This window comes from Nocardia sp. NPDC101769 (assembly GCF_044766925.1).
GTDB lineage: Bacteria > Actinomycetota > Actinomycetes > Mycobacteriales > Mycobacteriaceae > Nocardia.
Genome location: NZ_JBIWMX010000002.1, coordinates 404,489 through 422,798, shown reverse-complemented (window position 1 = coordinate 422,798; position 18,310 = coordinate 404,489). Strand labels below are relative to the sequence as shown.

The following is an 18,310-nucleotide window of genomic DNA, read 5'->3' as shown; positions in this document are numbered from 1 at the left end:
GAACCCGACAGCTTTCCAATCCGACACAACCCGGCGGAGTGCCGCACGACACATCGCGGGTCCGGTCCCATTCGAAGCGCTGGTAGGCGATGCTTAGGCCACGATGAACGCGCACGACGAATCTCCGCAACGCGCCGACGCGTCGGTGCCGACGGCGTCCGTTGTGCTCGCCGCCACACGCTGGGGCCGCGTCCGGCAGCTCGTGGTCCACGTCGCGGCGAAGGCGTGGAACGACGCGATCTTCGCCAAATCCGCGGCGGCCGCCTTCTGGCAGACGCTCTCACTGGCCCCGCTGCTGCTGGGACTGCTCGGCAGCCTCGGCTATGTCGGGCACTGGTTCGGCCCGAACACGCTGAACATCGTGCAGTCCAAGATCGTCAGCTTCGCCCGGAAGGCCTTCAGCCCCAGCGTGGTCGACAGTCTGGTGCAGCCGACTGTCAACGACGTACTGCAGCGCGGCCACGGCGGGGTGGTGTCCGTCGGCTTCGTGCTGTCACTGTGGGCCGGCTCCTCGGCCATGGCCACCTTTGTCGATGCCATCACCGCCGCGCACGGCCAGGCCACTGCCCGCCACCCGGTCTGGCAGCGAATCTTCGCGCTGCTGCTCTACGTCGGCTTCCTCGTGATCGCGGTGCTCATCCTGCCGCTGATCGCCTTGGGCCCCACCCTGATCGGGCGGGTCCTCCCCCACGGCTGGCGCGAGCCGGGCCTGCGTCTCATCGACGCCTTCTATTACCCCGGCACCGGCCTGCTGCTGATCATCGGCCTCACCTTCCTCTACAAGACCGCCCTCCACCGCACCCTGCCCTGGCATCGGCTCTTCGGCGGCGCGCTGGTCGCCGGCGTGTTCTTCATGGCTGCCAGCGAGGGCCTGCGCCGCTATCTGGCGTGGGTGACCCGGACCGGTATTTCCTACGGCGCGCTGGCGACACCCATCGCCTTCCTGCTGTTCACGTTCTTCCTGGGTTTCGCCATCATCCTCGGCGCCGAATTCAATGCCAGCATCGAGGAATTCTGGCCCGCCCGCGCCACCCGGCTGGCCCAGTTCCGCCACTGGTGGAACGCCCGCAAACAGTCCCGGCCGGCGGACCCGGCGCCCACCGCACCGAAACCGCAGGACCCGCCGCCCGCGGCGGAGTCGCGGTCACTGCGATCCAGCCCGTAGGCCCGGTTCGGCCGGCTCCCCCTCGGTGCGACGCGCCGAGAAGTACGCGGCAGCCGTGATCGCGATCGCGATCACAACAGGCGCGAAGGCGATGGCGGGGTTGTCGGGCCGATCGGCCATCAGGAAGGCCGCGGCCAATGTCTGTGCGGGAACGCCCCATTGGACGGCAGCCAGAACCCCCGCGCCATGGCCGGCCCGGTGCGACCCCGGCTTGGCCAATCGCCGCCGAGTCCACCCCGAGCTCGCCCCGATAACAGCGGTCGACACCAGCCCCGCCCCGATCCACGGGCCGCCCTTCGCCCCGTCCGCCAGTACCGCGAACCCGGTGACCGCGGTCAACAGCGTGAACACCGGAACCGACAACAGCGTGAGCCGCACGGCCCGAACAGCCCCGTCAACCCGAATTCCGCTGGGTTCCAGCCGGATTCGAGCCAACTCGGCGCACTGCACCCCGACGAGGATCGTCAGCGCGAGCGCAATGGTGATGTGTGTAGCCAACAACAGCGGATTCGCCATAGGACCAACCTTTCCTGAGTTCCGACTCAGAATAACCATTTACTGAGTAAGAACTCAAGAAACCGGATCCGGTTGACGCCCAACGCTTCACAGCCGCGAACCAGCAAGGAAGGCCCCGAGAGCGGCTCTATACCGTGGTTATCCCTCGGCGCACCAACCGCACCCACGATCAGGACCCCGTTGGCGCCTATACCGGCCCGTACGAAACCGGCCCCGCGCCGATCGGTCCCGCCCCGGCAACTCCCTCGACCCGAACGATCCCAACGGCTTCTGCCAGGGCAGCGCCTCCGACAACCCGCAGAGCCAATACCCCCGGTGCCCCGCCTATATCCCCGGCCCGGACGGCAGACCCCAGCAGTAATGCAGCCCGCCAACCTGCCACTGACTCGATGACCGGCCTGCCGACATTGCCTCCGAGGCGGGCAGGGGTGACGATCGCTGCATGAAGAACGATCGGCTGGACGAGATCTTGGGGCTGCTCGACAACAACACCTGCATGCTAGAGGCGATCCAGGACGAATTGCTCGGTGACGAAGGGCCGGACGGGGTCAACGAGAGCCGAGCGGCCGGGGACGATGAGGCGGGACAGCGCGGCACGTGAGTTCCGCGCATGCCTCCGGATCCCGGCCCATTCGCACCCGTAATGACATGAAAATGGACAACCGGATTCCCGTCGTTCCCCGGAATTCAGCCTGGAATCGATACAACGTCGAACCTGGACGGGCTGGGATGTCCCCGTTGGCGAATGCCCGTGTCGCCGAGACGAAGTGCCAGCTGTTCGAGGAGGTTCGGCATCGATCTGCTCGCCGGCCTTACAGAGACTTTGATCGTCGCGGATGACAATGCGCCAACCGGGGATGCGACGGCGCGGGCAGCCGCGTCCGGCGGCAACTCGGGATCGGTCTCGACGAGATCGATCTGCGCCGGCTGCTGGTGCGGGAGCTCGGAATTCCCCGGCTCGCAAGATCTTTCGCGCGGACATTCCTGGCCGGTGGGCAGCGGCCCCCGGACGGCCGGTTCTACCTGGTGCATTTCACGACTCCCGATCACGAGATCGCCGCCCGCTTCGGCACCGTGTGGCATCTGCAGTCGCCAGAGGGGTGGACCGTCATCTCCCAGGATCGCGGCCGCTGAGCGAAAGGTGCCGCTCGACATCGTCGATATCCGTGACCCACACGCCCGCGCCCTCTACGAACGCGACCTCGTTCTGATTCGTCCCGACCAGCACGTGGCCTGGCGCGGCAACGCCGCACCCGCCGGGCCACTGGCAATCATCGACCGCGTGCGCGGCGCTTGAAGGATCCCCGACAACAACGGAGAAGATGACAGTGAGCACCCCTGAAAACGTCTGTTCGAGAAGGGTTTTCATGGTCGGCGCGACGGCGGCGGGCCTCGCGGCCGTCCTGGCGGCCGGCCTCCCCACGGCAGCCGCGGACACCTCGACCGATGCGATCAAGATGACGTGCGTCCTCCGCCGCCGGGCCGACCTGACGCCCGAGCAGTTCCACGACTATTGGCTGAATCACCACGGCCCCTTCGCCGCAGAGCAGATCAAGATCCTCGGCGGCTACCGCTACGTTCAGAGCCACATCCTGGATTCTCCGCAGAACGCTCTGCTCGCTGCCACCCGCGGTACCGGCGAGCCCTACGACGGCATTGTGGAAGTCTGGTTCCCCTCGGCACAGGCCATGCTCGCGGGCCTCGCCACCCCGGACGGAATCCAGGCCAACCAGCGACTCGCCGATGACGAGAAGAACTTCATCGATCTCCCTCGCTCCTCGTACTTCTTGACCACCGAGCACGTCATGCTCGGCGAGCCGCGTCCCTGATCAGTTGGCAACCACCCGAGGCGCTTCGGTGTCGGTATCGTCCGTGAAACGGCGTTCGAGTTCGGCGCCTTCGATGTCGAAGTCGGGCACGTAGCGAGCGAACCACCGCGGGTGGTACCACATGCGATCGCCGATCAGGGCCATGACGGCGGGCACCAGGGTCAACCGGACGATGAAGGCGTCCAGCAGCACCCCCGCGGCGAGCGTGAACGCCAAGGGTTTGACGATCGGGTTGTCGACGGTGGCGAAGGCGACGAAGACGCCGAACATGATCAGCGCCGCGGCCGTGACGACGCGCGCCGAGTGCGCGATCCCGTTGCGTACGGCCGCGGTCGCGTCCGCGGTGCGGGTGTGCTCCTCCTTGATGCGGGACACCACGAAGATCTGGTAATCGCTCGACAGCCCGAAGATGATGGCCAGGGTGATGATCGGCAGGAAGCTCAGCGTCTCCGCCTTTGTGACATGCAAAAGGCTTGCGCCCCAGCCCCATTGGAAGACGGCGACCTGCGCTCCGAGGGCCGCGAACACCGAGAGGATGAACCCGACGATCGAGGACAGCGGTACCAGCACGGTCCGGAAGGCGATGGTCAGCAGCACCAGCGCCAGGCCCACGACGACAACGAGGAAGACCGGCAGCGCCTCACCCAACCGGCGTGAGGTATCGATGTTCGCCGCCGTGGTGCCGCCCACCAGATACGTTGCCCCGGAGCCGCTCTCGACGGTCGAGCGGTCATCGCGCAAGCGGTTCACCAGATCGGCGGTCGCACTGTCGTCGGGACCGGTCTTGGGCACGACCTGGATCAGGACCAGGTTGTCGCCCGTGCCCGCCGGCTGCACCACCGCGACGTCGGGCTCCTGCCGCAGCCGGCCCATCACGGTCTGCGCCGCGTCCGGGCCGGTGGCGTGCGAGAGGTCGGTCACCACCAGCAGCGCCCCGTTGAACCCGGGGCCGAACGACCGGCTCACCAGGTCATATGCTCTGCGGGCGGTACTGGACTCCGATTGTGTTGCGCCACTGGGTAATCCGAGATCCATGCGGGTGGCGGGAAGCGCGATCGCCACGAGCACCGCGATGCCCAGCACCAGCAATGGAACCCGGAAGCGGGTGACGAACCGTCCCCAGGCGTGGCCCGCGGTGCGCTCAGGCTCGTAGGCGGCGATGCGCGCCACCTCCTCCGGCTTTCCCGGGCGCAGCGGCGGCGAAATGAACTTGGCGACCGTGCCACCGGCGAGGCTGAGCAGTGCGGGCAGCAGGGTCAGCGCGACGAGCATGGCCACCAGGACCGCACCGGCGGCGGTCATGCCCATGACGGTGAGGAACGGAATGTTCGCGACCGCCAGCCCGCAGAGCGCGATGATCACGGTCACCGCCGCGAACACCACCGAACTGCCCGCGGTCCCGACCGCCAGCGGAATCGACTCCGCCACAGCCATTCCCAGCACCACCTGGTGGCGATGCCGGGAGAGGACGAACAGCGCGTAGTCGATGCCACAGGACAGGCCCAGCATCAGTGCCAGCGAGGTCGCCGCCGACGGCACGTCGGTGTAGGCGGCGATGCCCAGAATGCCGGTGAGACCGATACCCACGCCGACCAGCGCCGTAATGATCGGCAGTCCCGCCGCCACCACCGCGCCGAAGGTGATCAGCAGAATGATGAAGGCGGCAATGACACCGAGCATTTCGGGCGTGTGCGGGATCTCGGCGGCGAAGCCCGGATAGACGGCACCGGAGAACTCGACCTGCAGACCGGTGTCACGCGCCTGGTCGGCGACCCGGGTCACCTGGTCGAGGGTGGACTGCTCTACCTCACCGGCCGACACGGAGAACTGCACGCTGCCCAGCGCGACATGTTGATCCGGCGAGACCGCCTTGGCCTGGAACGGGTCGACCACCGCGGCGACCTGCGGCAGCCCCTTCAACTCGGCCATCACCCGCTGGATCTCGCCGGTCACCGGTTGATCGGTCACCCTGGCCAGGTTCGACGTCGCGAACACGACCTGCATCTGCGCACCCGAGAAAGCGGGCATCCGCTGCTCCAGCAAGGAGACCGCGTCCTGCGATTCGGTGCCCGGAACGGTGAAATTGTCGTTGGTTCTTCCGCCTGTCGCGGCGGCGAATCCGATGGCGGCGGCCAGCAGCACGATCCATATCGCCAGCACCCACCAGCGGCGGCGGACAACGACCTGGCCGAGTGCGTACAGATAGCGGGACATGCGGGTCCTCTCGTGGAGACACCATCCGACCTTCGACCCAACGCAGCGATCACAGACCTATCGGTACGGTAACACGACAGATGATGATTTCCTCATAAACGTTGTTATGGTCAGCAACCGGCTCGTCATCTTCGCGCCTGCGCGCCCGAATGGAAAGAAGGCCCCGGATGGAAAGAAGGCAATGCCGCGCACAACGACTGCACGTCCCCACAGCACTGCGCGGTGCCGTCCGGGCGGACCAGCGCCGCGACGGCGCGACCCTGCCTCACCCAACGATGCAGCTCGGTACCGGGCTCCGCGACGACGATGAACCCGCCGCGCTGCTCGACGATCAGTCGGCACTGCGGCTCGGGCTCGCGCACGGTGATGACGGTGTAGCGCCCGTTCATGGCCTCGTCGAGGCGGCGCCCGTCGGCGAGCCGCACGTTGGGAACCAGCCGACCCGTCAACCGCCGGCGCAGGCGCGGCCCGCGCCCGGGACCCGAGAGGTGCAGGGGCGGGGATTCGCCGCTGGTGATCATCTGGGTGAGGCCGGGGATCCGGTGCAGGCGCGGTACCAGCAGACTGCGCAGCCGGCTGCCCAGCTCCCCACCGTCCGTCATGGTGACGCCGGTGAGCTTGGCCAGCCGGATCATGGCCCGTGCGTGTGGTTTCCGCTCCGTCTCGTAGGTATCGAGCACGTCCTCCGGGAGTTCCCCGCGCAGCACGCCCGCCAGTTTCCACGCGAGGTTGGCCGCATCGCGCAGGCCCGCGCCCATGCCCTGGCCGATGAACGGCGGGGTGAGGTGCGCGGCATCGCCGAGCAGGAACACCCGGCCCCGGCGCCAGCGGTCGGCCAGCTGGGCCCGGAAGGTGTATTCCGCGACGCGGACCAGTTCGAGATCCACCTCCGGAACGCCGCCGAGCCACGGGTCGAGCAACGGGCGCAGCCGACCCGGATCGCCGAAATCGGCGGCGGTCTCGCCGGGCAGGAGCCGGAATTCCCAGCGGTAGCGGGTTTTTCCGATGCGCATGAACGTGGCCGCGCGCGCCGGATCGCACACCTGGTGCACGCCTTCCCACTGCCCCAGGTCCCATGGCGTGGCGACGTCCACCACCAGCCAGCGCTGCTCGAAACGCAGATTCCGCATGCGCACGCCGATCGCGGCGCGGACAACACTGTTGGCGCCGTCGCAGCCCAATACGTAACGCGCACGGACAGATTCGGCATCACCGGTCACCCGATCGGTGAAATCAACTCGGACACAGCCTGATTCCTCGGTGATGGCGGCGACCTCGACGTCACCGCGCAAGGTCACCCCCGGATACCGCTTCAGGTTGACCCGCAGGATCGCCTCCAGTTCCGGCTGGTCGAAGAGGTTCGCCTCCGGATACCCGCTGCGCCCACCGGCCGGGTCGCGATCGAACTGGGCCAGCACCCGCCCGCTCGGGTCGAGGAGCCGCAGCCCCAGGGCGGGACGGGAGATCCCGTCGAATTCCCGGCCGACTCCCAGACGTTCCAGAATCCGTCGGATCTCGCCGTCGAGGTGCACTGCCCGCGGTTGTGGATAGACATCCGTCCACCGCTCCAGCACCAGAGTGTCGATCCCATGGTGCGCGAGCAACGTGGCCGCGGTGATACCGGCCGGGCCCGCGCCGACGATCACCACCGGGATCATCGCGGTGCTCACGGCGAAACCCCGGCCAGCGCGGCCAGGTAGCCGAGTGTGACCAGTCCGGTGCCCGCCGCGGGCGCGTACTCCGCCACGCCGTCGCCGTTGCGGACATGGGCGGCCACCGCACCGGCCATCAGCAGTGCCAGGCCGATTCCCGCGGCAATCCCGATCGGCGGCCGGGCCGGACCGATCAGCAGCCCACTCGCGCCGGCGATTTCGAGCGCTCCGATGCCCCGGTAGGCGGCGATGGAGTAGCCCAGACGCGCAGCACGTTCCCGCATCGACGCGAGGGCGAGCGTCTTGGCCGCACCGAACGCCAGGAACTCCACCGCGAGCACCGCGGCCAGCACGGTCGACACGATCTTCATCGGTGCACCTCGACCTTCCAGGTGATCGCGTAGCGACCAAGGATCGCCTCGACGGCCCCCTCAGCGGCCCCGGAGCCGAGCTCGACGGCGGTCACGATCGCGCCGTCCTCGACCTGCGCGGCGACGCCGAGCACGGCCTCGACTCCGGCCAGCGCATCCAGTACCTCGCGACGAGTGGCGTCGGCGCGCAAGCCGAGCTTGTACGGCTTGCCGACGTCGGTCACCGGCAGGACATCCAGCACCGTCACGGTTTTCGGCGCGGCGGCGCGTTCGGGCACCCGCTCCCCCGCCCAGGCAACGAGATCCGCCTCGCTCACCTCCGCGCCGGGCACCAGGGTCACATAGGCGACGGGCACCTCCCCGGCATGTACGTCCGGGCGGCCGACCGCACCCGCCGCTGTCACCTGCGGGTGGGACAGCAGCGCGTCCTCGATGACCGCCGGATCGAGATTGTGCCCGCCGCGAATGATGAGATCCTTTGCGCGACCGTGTAGATGAATGAAGCCATCGGAATCGACGTGCGCGAGATCACCGGTGCTCAACCACCCGTCCACCACGGCACCGAGCCCGTCCAGAACGTGCCCGTGCTCGGTGCGGCCGGTCACGTAACCGGCGAAGACCGTCGGTCCGCCGATCACCAAGATGCCGGTCTCACCGGCGGGGAGTTCGGCCCAGACCCCGTTCTCGGGCGTGCCAACAACCTTGACCTGCTGATAGGGCATGCGCTGTCCGACCGAGCCGGGACGCGGCAGATCCGGGAAGCTGCGGGCGGTCGCGCACGTCGCCTCGGTGAGGCCATAGCCCTCGACCAGTGTGACCCCGGTGTGCGCTTGGAAGTTCTCGCGCACGGCGGACGGCAGCGGGGACGCACCGACCATCGCGTAGCGCAGGCTCGAGATGTCGGTGCCGATCGGGCACTGCGCCAGCACCGCGTACACCGTCGGCACCGCGCTCATGGCCGCGATCCGGTAGTGCGCCACGATATTCCAGAACTCTCCGTAGAGAGCGAGGTCCCGGTATCCGAGCGGTCCGGCCCATACCACCGGCTGACCGCGGAACAAGGGCGCGAGGAGAGTCACGACGAGTGCGTTGACATGGAACAGCGGCAGCGCGGCGAAGATCACCGAGTCCTCGTCGAGCAGGGAGTTGGCCGCGATCATCCACGCATTGACAACCTCACCGGACTGCTGGTGCGCGGCCAGTTTCGGCACACCGGTGGTACCGCCGGTGTGGAACAGGGCCGCCAGATCCGTAGCGGCGGGCGGATCCCCGGCGAAAACCGACCAATCCTGTTCTGCCGCAAGGGCATCGAGATAATCGATGCACACGCCGTCGACGACGGGCAGCGGCACGGCATCCACTGCGGCTGCAGTCGGCCGTAGCACCAGTACCGCATCCAGCAGACCCTGGGACGCGAGTTCGTATGCCGACTCCCAGATGTCGGCGGCGAGTTCGGGGCCGGCGGTGATCAGCACCCGAGCACCGGAGCGGAGCAGGAGCTCCGCGATGTGCGCCTGCGACAGGCCGCCGTTGATCGGTGCGGCGATGCCCGCCAGCTGCGCGGCCAGGGTGGCGGGAATCAACTCGGCGCAGTTGGGCGCGATCAGGGCAACAGCGTCGCCTCTGCGCACGCCGAGTGTGTGCAGCAGGTTGGCATAGCGGTGCACCTCGGCGAGCAACTGAGAGTAGGTGCGCCGCACCGGTTCCCGCCAATTCGCGGCATCGGACAGCACGGTGACGGCCGTACGTTCCGGCCACTGTCTCGCGGCGCGTGACAGCAGCGCGTAGGTCGACTCGGGCAGCCAGCGCTCGGCCAGGGGCACCGATTCGATAGCGCTCAGGTCTTCCGGACCGGTGTAGCGCGGCCACAGGAGGGCTTCGGCGTCGGTCTCGAGAGTCGGGTTTCCGGTCACCGCGCGTACCTCACGACCGTGCGCTGGCGGCCCAGATCGAGAATTTCATCGTCGGTGCCGATGGTCGCCTCGACCACGTCGCCGTCCTGCAGGTACTTCGGATTCTTGGCCTGGCCTTCGAAGAACAGTTTCCACTTCAGCTTCGGTGGCAGCAGCGACGCGATGATCTCGACCGGCTTCGGCGGAGCGCTGAGCGCGGTGCCGATCGGGGTTCCGGTCAGCAACAGGTCTCCGGCATCCATGCGCTGGAACCGGCTCAGTGCCCGCAGCGTCTCGACCGGCCGGTAGATCATGTCGGCGACCGTCATGTCCTGGCGCACTCGGCCGTTCACCCACAACCGGAGGCGCAGATCGGTGAACCGCTCGAGTTCGTCGGCGTCCAGCAGCACCAGCGCGGGGCCGACGGGTGTGAAGGTCGGGTACGACTTCGCCTCGTAGAACTGGGTTTTCGGCAGCTGCACGTCCCGGGCCGACACGTCGTTCGTCACGACCAGACCCGCGATGTAGTCGCCGAGGGAGTCATCGTCGATCTCGGCGCCGACCGGCATCTCGCGGCCGAACACCAGGCCGATCTCCACCTCGTAGTCCAGCAGCTCGACATGCGCTGGTCGGATCACGTCGTCATAGGGACCGCTGATCGATCCGGAACTCTTGCGGAAGAAGGTCAGCGGCACGGTCTCGGGGTTCATCCCCGAGTCCTTCACGTGGGATGCGAAGTTCGTCATCTGCGCGACGACCCGACACGGTGCGGTCACCGGAGAGATCAGCGAAAGACCTTCGACCGGAACAACATCCGAGCTCGTGGCGGCCGCGGTGATCGCCGCCCGATCCGCCAGCAGTTCGCGCGTCGTGGTCGCGACCGTATCGATGCGCGCCGCACCGGCAGGTGTCCGGACCCACCAGGCGTCCGCGGTACGGAGAACGGAAATGCTCATGAGTTGGCTACTTTCAGCAGGCCGCGCAGGCGGCGGAGATCGAATTCGTTGTCCTCGCGCAGCGCGTCGAGGATGGAGCGCACTTCTCTGAGCGATTCCCGCCCAGGGGAGAGACCCAGGAAATCCTTGGTGGCGGGCGGCCCCCACTGCGCCAGACCCGACGCGCTCATCGGCGCCCAGCCCGGCTCGAGGGTGCAGTCGAACATGTCGCCGTCACTGAAATGCTCGACCATGAAGCCGTCGGGATCCCGCCAGTAGTCGAAGATCTGACTGCCCTGGATATGGCGTCCGATTCCCCACGACCGCTGATAACCGTGGTCGAGGAGGTACTCGCCGCCGGCGGCGAGCGCGTCCAGATCGGCGACCTGGTAGGCGGAGTGCACGTACCGGTTGGACGGCCCGAGGGTGAGCGCCAGTGTGTGATGGTCGGCCGGAGTCGCGCCGCGGTCGCAGCGAATGAAGCTCATCACCGGCCCGCGTTCCCGCTGTCCCGGGTAGAAGAGGAAGTCGCTGACGATCAGGCCCAGATAGTGCAGGTACCAGTCGAGAGTCTCCCGGTACTTCGTGGTCTGCAGCACGACGTGGCCGAGGCGCTGCACCTGCGCCGGAACCCGGGGCGGCCGCTGGGCGGCATTGACACGCAGTACCTCGTGCCCGCTGTTGAACACCTGCGGCCGCTGGGCGGGCAGGCCGGGCAGTTCGTGGGTTTCGGCGACGACTCGGACCCGCAGCCCGCTCGGATCCATCAGCCCGAGACCCAGCCCGCCGAGCGACTCCGGCAGCGGCTGCGGCCGCAGACCGGTCTGCTCGCCCAGACGCAGCAGATCGCCGGTCTCGGCGGCCCGGAAAGCCGGGCCGACGAACCGGGACCGATCACCGCGCCGCACCAGCACACAGGGCGACCCGGCGTCGGTTCCGCGCAGGTGCAATTCCTCGGATGTCCGCGCGGCGGTGGTGAAACCGAAAGCGCGAGAAAAGATCTCGGCGCGCTCCAGATCGGGCTTCTCGAACTCCAGCCAGGCCAGATCGAGCACCTTCACCACGGGATTGCGGGCGCGGCCGGGGTGTTCACCCCGCGCTGCGCCCTGCTCACTGTGCAGGCCGTTGTGCACGTCGTGATGTCCACTCATCGACGCTCCCTTCAAGTTCTGACGATATCGTCATTCACGAACTGATAGTCAGTCAAGACCTTCTGAAAATTTCGTCAGAACTGACCCCGGGAGCTATGCTGGTCGACCTACGGTGTCAAGGAAGAGGTGGACAGCGATGGTCACGCAATCCGGGCAACCCAATCGCCTGGAGCGCCGGAAGGCGCGTACCCGCGCGGCGCTCGTGCGGGCGGCGCAATCGTTCCTCGCGGCGGGCAAACTCAGCGTGCCGATCTTGGAGATCACCCAGGCCGCCGACGTCGGTATGGGCTCGTTCTACAACCACTTCCAAACCCGCGAAGAACTGTTCGAGGCCGCCGTCGAGGAAGCGCTCGACCTGTACGGCGTCGTGCTCGACACCCTCTGCGAAAACCTCGACGACCCGGCTCAGGTCTTCGCCCAGAGCTTCCGGCTCACCGGGCGCCTGCACCGCCGCAACCCGATGCTCAGCAAGGTCCTGATCAACAACGGCCTGCAGCTCGCGCGCTCCGAGAAGGGCATCGCTCCCCGCGCCCGCCGCGATATCGAGGCCGGTGTCCGTGCCGGACGATTCGATGCCCGCGATATCGAGCTGATCATGACCATCGTCACCGGCGCCGCCATCTGCCTGGGCCAGCTTCTGCACGAGCAGCCCGAACGCGACGACGCCGAGGCGACGGATCAGGTCACCGAAGATCTGCTGCGCATGTTCGGACTCTCCGCAGACGACGCGCACGAGATCTGCGGGCGTCCACTGCCGTCACTCGACGCAGTGCCGCACACCGACACCGCGGCCTGAACACGCCCGCCGGAATCGGCGCAGCGCGCACGCGACGGTTTGGGATGCTGTTCGTGCCGCACCGGGGCTCACTGCGCTTTGCGAACCAGGGGCACTCGCCGGCGCCGACGACGGCCCGGCACCGGTTTCGGCGGGCGTCGAGGGCGGCCGTAGCGCAGCAACTCCATCAACAAATCCTCCGCCGCGCGATACCGCGGGAGGTCGACCCAGAGCCGGAACACGACCTGCGGATCGCCGGGCTCGAGCACAGTCGCGCGCACAGGCAGGACGTAGGCTGCGATTCCTGCGTCGATCAACGCGAAGAGCACTCTGTAGACCTGCGACTCGGCCAAGTCGGCGAGGACTCCCCAGGAATGCGCGTGCAGCCCGTTGGCCAATCCGCGGGAGGGAACCCAGTGCGGAGTGCTGCGCGACCCAGACCACGGATCGGGAACTTCACGTGCCGTCGTCATCGCGCCCGGCCTTGCACGGGTTGCCGATCGATTTCCACCGCGTCCCACCCGTTCCGACTGCCGGACAGGCGGATTGGTGCACGGAACCGAGGCATACCGCAGTCTATCCACCCGGTTGCGCCTCCGCGCGCGGTCGGGCTGCACCTGCGCTTGCATACGAGCGCCACCGTTAGAGCTACATCATGTAATAGATACCATCTGGATCGTGGCTAAGCTCAAGGTCTCCGTAGACGTCCCGATCCTGCCCGAGAAGGCCTGGTCGCACGCCTCCGACCTGCCAGAACTCGATAAATGGCTCACCCTCCACGAGGGCTGGCGCGGCCCTGTCCCCGACACGCTCACTCCCGGGACCTGCCTCATCGGCGTCGCCACCGTCAAAGGCTTCCGCAACCGCGTCACCTGGATCGTCGAAACCGCGGAACCCCCGAACCGCTTGGTCCTCAACGGTTCCGGTATCGGCGGCACCAAATTCGGCATCGAACTCCGCGTCTCCCCCAGCCCCACGGGCTCCAAGGTCACCGTCGACTTCAACCTCGGTGGCGCACCTCTCTTCGGCCCCATCGGCTCGGCCGTGGCCCGCGCTCTCCGCGGCGACGTCGAACGCTCCCTCGACCGCTTCGTCCAGCTCTACGGCTGACCCCGCGCAGAATGGCACGGTTACGACCCGAGAGTTCGGGTTACTACATTCGATTGCCGTCCATGGCGTCGCGGCGGACCGCGGTGACGGCCTTGCGGGCGGCGACCTGGATGGGGTCCCAGACCGGGGAGAAGGGCGGGGCGTAGCCGAGGTCAAGTGCGACGATCTGGTCGACGGTGAGGCGGGCGGTGAGAGCCACGGCGGCGATGTCGATACGCTTGCCCGCCCCTTCACGGCCGACGATCTGGACACCGAGCAGGCGGCCGGTGCGGCGTTCGGCGAGCATTTTCACCGTCATGGGTGCGGTGCCGGGGAAATAGCCGGAGCGACTGGTGGATTCGATGGTGACGGTGACGAATTGCAGTCCGACCGCGCGGGCGTCGCGCTCACGCAGGCCGGTGCGGGCGACCTCCAGGTCGCACACCTTGCTGACCGCGGTGCCCACCACGCCTGGGAAGATGGCGTAGTCGCCGCCGACGCCCGAACCGATGATCTGGCCGTGCTTGTTGGCGTGTGTACCGAGGGGAATGTGACGGTCGGAGCCGGAGACGAGGTCGAGCACCTCCACGCAATCGCCTCCCGCCCAGATGTTCTCGTGCCCGCGCACCCGCATGGCGAGATCGGTGAGCAGACCGCCTGACTCCCCCAGCGGGAGACCGGCCGCGCGGGCGAGGTCGGTGGCGGGGCGGACGCCGATACCGAGAACCACCACATCGGCGGGGTATTCGCCGTCAGCCGTCGCGACGCCGGTGACCCTGCCCTGCGCATCGGTGTGGACGGCCGTCGGCTCCGCATTGCCGATGACCTGAATCCCCATGCCCTGCATGGCCTTCCGGATCAGCACACTCATATCGGGATCGAGGGTGGACATGGGCTCGGCGCCGCGGTTGAGCATGGTGACCTGGAATCCCCGCTGGATCAGCGCCTCCGCCATCTCCACGCCGATATACCCCGCGCCCACGACCACCGCACGCCGTCCCGCGATCGACTCGAGGGTGCCGATGAGGGCTTGCCCGTCATCGAGTGTCTGCACCCCGTGCACCCCGGCCGCGTCGATGCCCGGCAGCGCGGGCCGGATCGGCATCGCGCCGGTGGCGATCACGAGCTTGTCGTAGCCGGTCCAGCTCTCCCGGCCGGTGTCGAGCTCGCGAGACCTCACCCGCCGCCCGGTGACATCGATCTCCACCACTTCGGTCCGCAGCCGCAGATCGATATCCCGCGCCCGATGCTCGGCGGGCGTCCGCGCGATGAGATCGTCCAGGTGACCGACGTCTCCGCCCACCCAGTACGGAATCCCGCACGCCGAGTACGAGGTGAAGTGCCCTCGCTCGAAAACGACGATCTCGAGGTCCCCCGCACCCTTCAACCTGCGCGCCTGTGACGCCGCCGCCATTCCCGCAGCATCCCCGCCGATGATCACCACGCATTCGCCCATGCCTCACACGTTACGAGCGTCACGAGCCGCCGACCCGGTACCGGGCCCCTTCGGCGATCGATACGGTCGGCCTGATCGTCGAGAAGGTGCACCTGATGACGCCGACGGTGGCGCAGGGTTTTCGGATGTCGGCTACCGAGATCCGGCGACGGTCGCGCTCAGGGTCCGAATCCACCAGTCGATCATGGGATCGGATGCGGTCGCTTCCAGTCCGGCGCTGCGGCGGAACTCGTCCCCGAACAGGGGTTCCATCACCATGGCCTGGTGCAGGGCGGCCACGGTCAGCTGGATGTCCTTGCGGGACGGCGACTTCCGACCGGCCGCCGCGCACTCCTGCCGCGCCCGGGCATACAACCGGTCGACGACCTCGTTGAGCATTCCGCTGCGGGAATCGCGCCAGCCGGACCGGTTCAGCGCGAGCGCCAATTCGGCATAACCCCCGGCGTACAGCCGGTGCAGCGCCTGCACCAAACCGGCGGGATCGACCGGGCCTTCGTTCCAGGTCTCCAGCACGGCGTGCAGCTGGGCCCGCAGGGTGGCTCCGCCGAAGCGCAGCAGTGCTTCCAATAACTGGTCACGGGTGCCGAAGTGGTGGTTGATCGCGGCATCGGTGACGCCGATCTCGGTGGCGACGGCGCGCACCTGGACGGCGGCCGGACCGCCCGAGGCGAGCAGGCGGCTCGCCGCTTCGAGGATCATCCGCTTGGCATCGTCGGGGTTGCGCCGGATTCGCGTGGCCACCGCCCGATATTACCTTGACAGAAAAAGGTAGCTTCCTTACCTTGGATATCCAAGGTAACCGTGTCGTGCACGGCCTCGGCCGAGACGAGGAGTCACCCATGACCGAAACCGACACGACACTTCGGGCGCATCCACGCCGCTGGGCGGTGCTGGCGGTGATGTCGTTCTGCATGTTCATCGTCGTCATGGACAACACGATTCTCGTCGTCGCGTTGAAATCGATTCAGCAGTCGCTTTCGGCGACCAATGCGCAGCTGCAGTGGGCGCTGGACGCGTACACCCTGACCTACGCCGCGCTGATGTTCAGCACCGGCGTCCTGGGCGACCGCTTCGGCCGCCGCACCGTATTGATCTGCGGCATGGTGTTTTTCGCCGTGGTGTCCACCGCGGGCGCATGGTCCGCCGACACCGCACAGCTGACGCTGTGGCGGGCCCTGATGGGTATCGGTGCGGCCGTGGTGCCCGGCTGCAGCATGGCGGTGATCACCACCGCGTTCCCACCGGCCGAGCGCGCCAAGGCAATCGGGCTGTGGTCGGTGGCCAACGGCATCGGCATCGCCTGTGGCCCGGTGATCGGCGGGGCCCTGGTCGGTACGTTCTGGTGGGGATCGGCGATGCTGGTCAATGTGCCGCTGCCGGTACTGGCCGTGATCGCGATCTTCCTGCTGGTCCCCAATACCAAGGATCCGCGGCCGGGGCGCTTGGACATCGTGGGCGTGGGCCTGTCGATCGCCGGAGTCGGGCTGCTGGTGTACGGCGTCATCGGCGGCGGCGAGCCCGGGGGCTGGCTGCGCGCGCAGGTGCTCGGCCCGATCGCGGTCAGCGTGCTGCTGCTGGCGGCACTGGGGTGGCACTCGCGGCGGGCGGCGAACCCGGCGCTGGATCTGATGTTGTTGCGTACCAAGAAGTTCGCGGCCGGGGCCGCCACCATGTCGACGACCTTCTTCGCGGTCAACGGCGCCAGCTTCGTCCTGGTGTTCTATGTGCAGATCCTGCGCGGCTTCTCGCCGTTGGCGTCGGGGCTGCTGATGTTGCCGGTGGCGGTGGGCGCGGCACTCACGGGCCAGCGGAGCGATGTCCTGGTGGCCCGGTTCGGCTCGGCGGCCGTGGTCACCGCGGGAGCGATCGCCCTGTGCGCCGGATGCATCGGGTTCACGCTGCTCGGCGCGCACACCAGCATGTGGGTGTTCGCGGTGCTGCAGTTCGTCGCCGGTCTCGGTTTCGGCGCGACGCTGGCGCCGTCGATGGCGGCGGCGCTGTCGGTGGTGCCGGGCGATCGGTCCGGCGCCGGCTCGGCGCTGGCGAACACCTTCCGGCAGTTGGGAACCGCGCTGGGGGTGGCCGTGCTGGGGTCCTCGCTCGGGACGGTGTACCGGGACCGATTGGGCGCGCGGATCGACATCCTGCCCCAGCCCGCGCGGGCCGAGGCCGGTAACTCGCTCGGATCGACCTTGCTCGCCATGGGGCAGGCGCAGACCGGAGCACACGGGTACCAGCCGGCCGAGCTGGCCGAATTCTCCCGCCGGGCACCGGAATTGGTCGCCGCCGCGCACAGCTCGTTCCTCACCGCGATGCAGGTGACCATGGTCATCAGCGCCGTGGTCTCGGCGATCGCGGCGGTGATCGCAATGCTGTGGTTGCCCCGCGCCACACCCCGGGAACAGCCGTCGGCCTGGAAGGCCACGGCGCCCGTGGGTTCCGAGGTGGGGCTGTCATGACGCCGGGACGACCGGCCGAACCGGTCACCGCGCCGCTGTTCGTCGACAGGTCCGGGACCGGCCCGCCCGTCGTGCTCGTTCACGGCGGGCTGCCCGCACGCCAGTCCTGGGCCCGCCAGCGGGAACTGTCGGCGGCCTGGTCGCTGCTGATCCCGAGCCGACGGGGCTTCTCACCGAGTCCCGCCGCGCACCGGCAGGACTTCCTCGTCGATGCCGACGACCTGGCGCGGCTCATCGAGAACGTCCCTGGCGGAGCGCATCTCGTCGGATTCTCCTACGGCGGCTTGGGCATGTGTGTGGCGGCCGGGCGTCGGCCGGTGCAGGTCCGGTCCCTGACCCTGATCGAGGTACCGCTCTGGACGGCCGCCCGCGCGGACGCATCGGTCCGCGGACTGGCGGCCCTCGCCGATCGCTTCGCCACCGGCGCGCACGATGCGCGGACGGACCGAGAATTCTTCGCCATGGCAGGCATCGATCGGAAGCTGCTCGAGGCGGCGGACGACGACCTGCGGCAAGCCATCCGGCTGGCCCGTGACTTTCGTTCCCCGAGTGAGGCGAACCCCCGGTTCGATCGGATCGTCGAGGCGCGCATACCGGCGCTGGTCGTCTCCGGAGATCACAACCCGGCGATCGAGGTGCTGTGCGATGCCATCGCCACCCGGATCGGCGGGCGGCGAGTCCGCCTGCCCGGTGCCGGGCACGCGGTCCAGCGTGCACCGGGATTCAACGCGGTGCTGGAGACCTTCCTGACGGCGGCGGAACACCGCGGTCGATGACCGCCGGAAGACGGTGCGGCACCGATGAAT

The 18,310-nt window shown here is 68.1% G+C and carries 19 protein-coding genes; 8 read left to right on the top strand and 11 right to left on the bottom strand.

Features of this window, described 5'->3' with window-relative positions:
- Nucleotides 1-103: 103 nt before the first annotated feature.
- Nucleotides 104-1,165: a YihY/virulence factor BrkB family protein gene (locus ACIRRA_RS04930; RefSeq protein ID WP_402763174.1), complete on the top strand. Its 1,062-nt coding sequence runs from the start codon at nucleotides 104-106 to the stop codon at nucleotides 1,163-1,165.
- Here ACIRRA_RS04930 and ACIRRA_RS04925 read toward each other — a convergent pair.
- Entirely contained in the window at nucleotides 1,145-1,681 is a 537-nt protein-coding gene (locus ACIRRA_RS04925; protein ID WP_402763171.1) for a hypothetical protein, read from the bottom strand. The two genes, ACIRRA_RS04930 and ACIRRA_RS04925, sit on opposite strands and share 21 nt — an antisense overlap.
- Nucleotides 1,682-2,123: 442 nt before the next feature.
- Here ACIRRA_RS04925 and ACIRRA_RS04920 point away from each other — a divergent pair, with 442 nt between their 5' ends.
- Nucleotides 2,124-2,282, top strand: coding sequence for a hypothetical protein (locus tag ACIRRA_RS04920; RefSeq protein WP_402763168.1), 159 nt, complete (start codon nucleotides 2,124-2,126; stop codon nucleotides 2,280-2,282).
- An 86-nt stretch (nucleotides 2,283-2,368) separates the two neighbouring features.
- Here ACIRRA_RS04920 and ACIRRA_RS04915 read toward each other — a convergent pair whose 3' ends face one another.
- Nucleotides 2,369-2,836 carry a hypothetical protein gene (locus ACIRRA_RS04915; protein ID WP_402763166.1) on the bottom strand — a complete coding sequence of 156 codons (468 nt, stop codon included), beginning with the start codon at nucleotides 2,834-2,836 and terminating at the stop codon, nucleotides 2,369-2,371.
- Here ACIRRA_RS04915 and ACIRRA_RS04910 point away from each other — a divergent pair.
- Nucleotides 2,823-2,978: a hypothetical protein gene (locus ACIRRA_RS04910; RefSeq protein ID WP_402763163.1), complete on the top strand. Its 156-nt coding sequence runs from the start codon at nucleotides 2,823-2,825 to the stop codon at nucleotides 2,976-2,978. The two genes, ACIRRA_RS04915 and ACIRRA_RS04910, sit on opposite strands and share 14 nt — an antisense overlap.
- Before the next feature lie 31 nt (nucleotides 2,979-3,009).
- Nucleotides 3,010-3,510, top strand: coding sequence for an EthD domain-containing protein (locus tag ACIRRA_RS04905; protein ID WP_402763160.1), 501 nt, complete (start codon nucleotides 3,010-3,012; stop codon nucleotides 3,508-3,510).
- Here the strand turns inward: ACIRRA_RS04905 and ACIRRA_RS04900 are convergent, their stop codons facing one another.
- The 6 genes from ACIRRA_RS04900 to ACIRRA_RS04875 all read right to left on the bottom strand — a co-directional run bounded on the left by ACIRRA_RS04900 (nucleotide 3,511) and on the right by ACIRRA_RS04875 (nucleotide 11,725).
- Complete coding sequence (locus ACIRRA_RS04900) at nucleotides 3,511-5,724, bottom strand: MMPL family transporter (RefSeq protein ID WP_402763157.1); 2,214 nt, start codon at nucleotides 5,722-5,724, stop codon at nucleotides 3,511-3,513.
- A 125-nt stretch (nucleotides 5,725-5,849) separates the two neighbouring features.
- Entirely contained in the window at nucleotides 5,850-7,394 is a 1,545-nt protein-coding gene (locus ACIRRA_RS04895) for a bifunctional 3-(3-hydroxy-phenyl)propionate/3-hydroxycinnamic acid hydroxylase (protein ID WP_402763154.1), read from the bottom strand.
- Entirely contained in the window at nucleotides 7,391-7,747 is a 357-nt protein-coding gene (locus ACIRRA_RS04890) for a DoxX family protein (protein ID WP_402763152.1), read from the bottom strand. Before ACIRRA_RS04890 ends, ACIRRA_RS04895 begins: the two co-directional genes overlap by 4 nt.
- Complete coding sequence (locus tag ACIRRA_RS04885; protein WP_402763150.1) at nucleotides 7,744-9,660, bottom strand: acyl-CoA synthetase; 1,917 nt, start codon at nucleotides 9,658-9,660, stop codon at nucleotides 7,744-7,746. Before ACIRRA_RS04885 ends, ACIRRA_RS04890 begins: the two co-directional genes overlap by 4 nt.
- The gene (locus tag ACIRRA_RS04880; RefSeq protein ID WP_402763148.1) at nucleotides 9,657-10,595 is read right to left on the bottom strand and encodes a fumarylacetoacetate hydrolase family protein; all 939 of its coding nucleotides are present in this window, start codon (nucleotides 10,593-10,595) and stop codon (nucleotides 9,657-9,659) included. The genes ACIRRA_RS04885 and ACIRRA_RS04880 overlap by 4 nt, the downstream gene beginning before the upstream one ends.
- Nucleotides 10,592-11,725: a VOC family protein gene (locus ACIRRA_RS04875; protein ID WP_402763146.1), complete on the bottom strand. Its 1,134-nt coding sequence runs from the start codon at nucleotides 11,723-11,725 to the stop codon at nucleotides 10,592-10,594. Before ACIRRA_RS04875 ends, ACIRRA_RS04880 begins: the two co-directional genes overlap by 4 nt.
- A 136-nt stretch (nucleotides 11,726-11,861) precedes the next feature.
- On the opposite strand from ACIRRA_RS04875, the gene ACIRRA_RS04870 reads away from it, so the two are divergent.
- Nucleotides 11,862-12,521: a TetR/AcrR family transcriptional regulator gene (locus ACIRRA_RS04870; protein ID WP_402763144.1), complete on the top strand. Its 660-nt coding sequence runs from the start codon at nucleotides 11,862-11,864 to the stop codon at nucleotides 12,519-12,521.
- A gap of 68 nt (nucleotides 12,522-12,589) precedes the next feature.
- Here ACIRRA_RS04870 and ACIRRA_RS04865 read toward each other — a convergent pair whose 3' ends face one another.
- Nucleotides 12,590-12,898, bottom strand: coding sequence for a hypothetical protein (locus ACIRRA_RS04865; RefSeq protein ID WP_402763142.1), 309 nt, complete (start codon nucleotides 12,896-12,898; stop codon nucleotides 12,590-12,592).
- 280 nt (nucleotides 12,899-13,178) lie between these two features.
- On the opposite strand from ACIRRA_RS04865, the gene ACIRRA_RS04860 reads away from it, so the two are divergent.
- Nucleotides 13,179-13,610 carry an SRPBCC family protein gene (locus ACIRRA_RS04860; protein ID WP_402763139.1) on the top strand — a complete coding sequence of 144 codons (432 nt, stop codon included), beginning with the start codon at nucleotides 13,179-13,181 and terminating at the stop codon, nucleotides 13,608-13,610.
- Nucleotides 13,611-13,653: 43 nt separating this feature from the next.
- Here the strand turns inward: ACIRRA_RS04860 and ACIRRA_RS04855 are convergent, their stop codons facing one another.
- Nucleotides 13,654-15,045, bottom strand: coding sequence for an FAD-dependent oxidoreductase (locus tag ACIRRA_RS04855; protein WP_402763136.1), 1,392 nt, complete (start codon nucleotides 15,043-15,045; stop codon nucleotides 13,654-13,656).
- Between the two features lie 132 nt (nucleotides 15,046-15,177).
- Nucleotides 15,178-15,786 (bottom strand): TetR/AcrR family transcriptional regulator, encoded by a 609-nt coding sequence (locus tag ACIRRA_RS04850; RefSeq protein WP_402763134.1) that lies wholly within the window; start codon nucleotides 15,784-15,786, stop codon nucleotides 15,178-15,180.
- 98 nt (nucleotides 15,787-15,884) lie between these two features.
- On the opposite strand from ACIRRA_RS04850, the gene ACIRRA_RS04845 reads away from it, so the two are divergent.
- Both ACIRRA_RS04845 and ACIRRA_RS04840 read left to right on the top strand, forming a co-directional pair.
- Complete coding sequence (locus ACIRRA_RS04845; RefSeq protein ID WP_402763131.1) at nucleotides 15,885-17,504, top strand: MFS transporter; 1,620 nt, start codon at nucleotides 15,885-15,887, stop codon at nucleotides 17,502-17,504.
- Nucleotides 17,501-18,280, top strand: a complete 780-nt coding sequence (locus ACIRRA_RS04840; protein WP_402763128.1) for an alpha/beta fold hydrolase — start codon at nucleotides 17,501-17,503, stop codon at nucleotides 18,278-18,280. Before ACIRRA_RS04845 ends, ACIRRA_RS04840 begins: the two co-directional genes overlap by 4 nt.
- Nucleotides 18,281-18,310 lie beyond the last annotated feature (30 nt).

Excerpts from the sequence above, each read along its gene's own strand:
- ACIRRA_RS04900 (WP_402763157.1), bottom strand. The coding sequence starts at position 5,724 with ATGTCCCGCTATCTGTACGCACTCGGCCAGGTCGTTGTCCGCCGCCGC.
- ACIRRA_RS04925 (WP_402763171.1), bottom strand. The coding sequence starts at position 1,681 with ATGGCGAATCCGCTGTTGTTGGCTACACACATCACCATTGCGCTCGCG.
- ACIRRA_RS04845 (WP_402763131.1), top strand. The coding sequence starts at position 15,885 with ATGACCGAAACCGACACGACACTTCGGGCGCATCCACGCCGCTGGGCG.
- ACIRRA_RS04855 (WP_402763136.1), bottom strand. The coding sequence starts at position 15,045 with ATGGGCGAATGCGTGGTGATCATCGGCGGGGATGCTGCGGGAATGGCG.
- ACIRRA_RS04915 (WP_402763166.1), bottom strand. The coding sequence starts at position 2,836 with ATGTCGAGCGGCACCTTTCGCTCAGCGGCCGCGATCCTGGGAGATGAC.
- ACIRRA_RS04930 (WP_402763174.1), top strand. The coding sequence starts at position 104 with ATGAACGCGCACGACGAATCTCCGCAACGCGCCGACGCGTCGGTGCCG.
- ACIRRA_RS04880 (WP_402763148.1), bottom strand. The coding sequence starts at position 10,595 with ATGAGCATTTCCGTTCTCCGTACCGCGGACGCCTGGTGGGTCCGGACA.
- ACIRRA_RS04890 (WP_402763152.1), bottom strand. The coding sequence starts at position 7,747 with ATGAAGATCGTGTCGACCGTGCTGGCCGCGGTGCTCGCGGTGGAGTTC.
- ACIRRA_RS04840 (WP_402763128.1), top strand. The coding sequence starts at position 17,501 with ATGACGCCGGGACGACCGGCCGAACCGGTCACCGCGCCGCTGTTCGTC.
- ACIRRA_RS04870 (WP_402763144.1), top strand. The coding sequence starts at position 11,862 with ATGGTCACGCAATCCGGGCAACCCAATCGCCTGGAGCGCCGGAAGGCG.
- ACIRRA_RS04920 (WP_402763168.1), top strand. The coding sequence starts at position 2,124 with ATGAAGAACGATCGGCTGGACGAGATCTTGGGGCTGCTCGACAACAAC.
- ACIRRA_RS04875 (WP_402763146.1), bottom strand. The coding sequence starts at position 11,725 with ATGAGTGGACATCACGACGTGCACAACGGCCTGCACAGTGAGCAGGGC.